Annotated in this window: 4 protein-coding genes and 1 pseudogene; 1 reads left to right on the forward strand and 4 read right to left on the reverse strand. The window is 39.2% G+C overall.

The window, feature by feature from the left end:
• Positions 1 to 507: pseudogene (locus HMPREF0023_RS12025) on the forward strand (inovirus-type Gp2 protein); the annotation flags it as partial.
• Between the two features lie 62 nt (positions 508 to 569).
• Here the strand turns inward: HMPREF0023_RS12025 and HMPREF0023_RS12030 are convergent.
• Genes HMPREF0023_RS12030 through HMPREF0023_RS12040 form a run of 4 tightly spaced genes read right to left on the reverse strand, consistent with a single transcriptional unit; the run spans position 570 to position 1,855 of the window.
• Positions 570 to 1,229 (reverse strand): hypothetical protein, encoded by a 660-nt coding sequence (locus HMPREF0023_RS12030; protein WP_008942225.1) that lies wholly within the window; start codon positions 1,227 to 1,229, stop codon positions 570 to 572.
• A gap of 15 nt (positions 1,230 to 1,244) precedes the next feature.
• On the reverse strand, positions 1,245 to 1,469 hold the full coding sequence (locus tag HMPREF0023_RS12035; RefSeq protein WP_008942226.1) for a hypothetical protein: 225 nt from the start codon (positions 1,467 to 1,469) through the stop codon (positions 1,245 to 1,247).
• Positions 1,470 to 1,598 (reverse strand): hypothetical protein, encoded by a 129-nt coding sequence (locus HMPREF0023_RS17025; protein WP_005146783.1) that lies wholly within the window; start codon positions 1,596 to 1,598, stop codon positions 1,470 to 1,472.
• Positions 1,599 to 1,600: 2 nt separating this feature from the next.
• On the reverse strand, positions 1,601 to 1,855 hold the full coding sequence (locus tag HMPREF0023_RS12040; protein WP_017396499.1) for a hypothetical protein: 255 nt from the start codon (positions 1,853 to 1,855) through the stop codon (positions 1,601 to 1,603).
• Positions 1,856 to 1,997: the final 142 nt, after the last annotated feature.

Raw genomic sequence — 1,997 nt, forward strand, 5'->3', positions numbered from 1 at the left:
CGTGTGGATTTATCTATTCTTCAGGAATATCAAGCCTTATACAACATTCAGGCATTTAACAAAGCATTAGACACTTTGCTTCGTCGAATCGCAGATCAGGATACTTGCTTTAATGCTTTGCAGGGTTATGCATGGGCATTAGAGCATGGTGTTAGCAAAGGCTATCACTGCCATCTTCTGCTTATGTACGATGGGAATGTACATCGAAGTGGTTTTGAAATGGGGCAGTGGGTAGGTGAGTGTTGGGAGCAGATTACACATGGCTGTGGTTATATTTTTAACTGTAACCATCCTGACTATATGGATACATATAAAGTGATGGGAACATTAGGCATTGGTATGATTCATCGTGATGTTGAGCATGAAGTTTTTAACTTTCTTAATTATGCTGCCCCTTATCTAGTGAATTGTGAAAAAGAGCAGCAGCATCCGAGAGGAAAAGATAAGTCAAACATGCGTAGTTTCGGTAAAGGTGTGATCGATTCGAAAAACCGAAGAGGTTTATAAGTATTGAATTTTTAATAGAGAACACTACGAATACCGTGTTCTCTATTCCATATTTACTAACCTCAAAAAGACAAACTCACATTGCCTTGGTCGGTCATTAATTCAGCTTCAAGGACTTGATCACCACGACATTTCAACAAGTACGATACCGTTGAACTGTAGCTCATTTGTACAGGCATCTTGCTATGAAAGTCAGCGGTGTAATAACCACAACGACCACGATTAATTTTCATGCCTTGTAGAATAAAAGGCTGATCGCTGGTCGATTGAATTTCGAGAATATATTCAATTGCCCCTTGTACATTAAAAGCAGATTGAGATTCTCTAGCACTAATGCGAGCCTTAACATTTAGATCGCTAACTAGTAAAGATTCATCCTCAAGCGGAATGTCGGCAGCTTCCTGAGTGTTGTTTGGATCAAGGTCAGTTTCCATCATGGCTTTAAGCACATCAGGATACTTATTCCATCCATTGATATAAGACTCCGCTTCCTTGACCTCAGCAGGCAAATAGACATGACCATTGTCAATAATCATCTGCATTTCATTGAGTTTGGCTTTAACTGCCTCCTCTGTATAAGGAGCATAGATTGATTGAGTATCAGGGCTTTTTGAGTTGGCTGGATGTGCAGCGTTTGATTCATCTATTTGAGTGGGTTGATTGTTCTGACTACATGCTATGAGCAAGGTCGAAAGTACCAACGTTGGAAATATTTTTTTCATATTCTAGCTACCCACTTACTTAGAACGCATGGTCAGAAATCCGACCAAACATAGAATCAAAATGCCACCAACGATTTTCCCCACCGTTGGAAACATCACCGCAGGCCACACTAAGCCTTGCCCCAAGTTGTAGGTAAATGGCTTGTAGTTATACTGTCCCCAAAAGTGTTGATAGATGGCAAAGAAGAAACCGATTACAAAGTAGCTACTAATCACCCATGTCTTAATATTTGAATTCATTTACTTTCCCCCAATTGCATATTTTGCCAATGCGATAAATAGTCCCATCACGATCATGAAGCCAATAAATGGCAAACCTAAAAAGCAGATCACTGCAATGATGCAGATGATGCCTGCAAGTGTTCTCATGGCTATTCCTTCATGCACTGATAGGAAATATTGACCATATCTCTCTGGAAGGATTCTGTTTGCTGCAAGGTATAAATATTTTCTTTAAGTCCATCTTCTCCATATTTCTTTTCAAGTTTGTCGTAAATACATGAACAAGTGCTGCCATCAATGCCGCCTGTTTTACAACCACTGATAAACTGGCGTTCGGTTTTACTGGCACAACCTGCAATCATCAATGTAAGTGAGATGAGTGCAAGCGAAGTAAGCGTTTTCATCATTTCCCCTAATTTTTTATTGTGTTATTTGATGTGTAATAAATTTTGCTGAATGAACTAAAGTGTAGATGTGACAAAGCTTTCCAAGGCTAGATAGCGTTTAGATCAGTCAAATAAGCAAAAAATTTTGAAAGTTGCTATT

Source organism: Acinetobacter sp. ATCC 27244, from assembly GCF_000156555.1.
In the GTDB taxonomy this organism is placed as follows: domain Bacteria; phylum Pseudomonadota; class Gammaproteobacteria; order Pseudomonadales; family Moraxellaceae; genus Acinetobacter; species Acinetobacter haemolyticus.

Coding starts and splice junctions, on each gene's coding strand:
- HMPREF0023_RS12030 (WP_008942225.1), bottom strand. CDS start 1,229: ATGAAAAAAATATTTCCAACGTTGGTACTTTCGACCTTGCTCATAGCA.
- HMPREF0023_RS17025 (WP_005146783.1), bottom strand. CDS start 1,598: ATGAGAACACTTGCAGGCATCATCTGCATCATTGCAGTGATCTGCTTT.
- HMPREF0023_RS12040 (WP_017396499.1), bottom strand. CDS start 1,855: ATGAAAACGCTTACTTCGCTTGCACTCATCTCACTTACATTGATGATT.
- HMPREF0023_RS12035 (WP_008942226.1), bottom strand. CDS start 1,469: ATGAATTCAAATATTAAGACATGGGTGATTAGTAGCTACTTTGTAATC.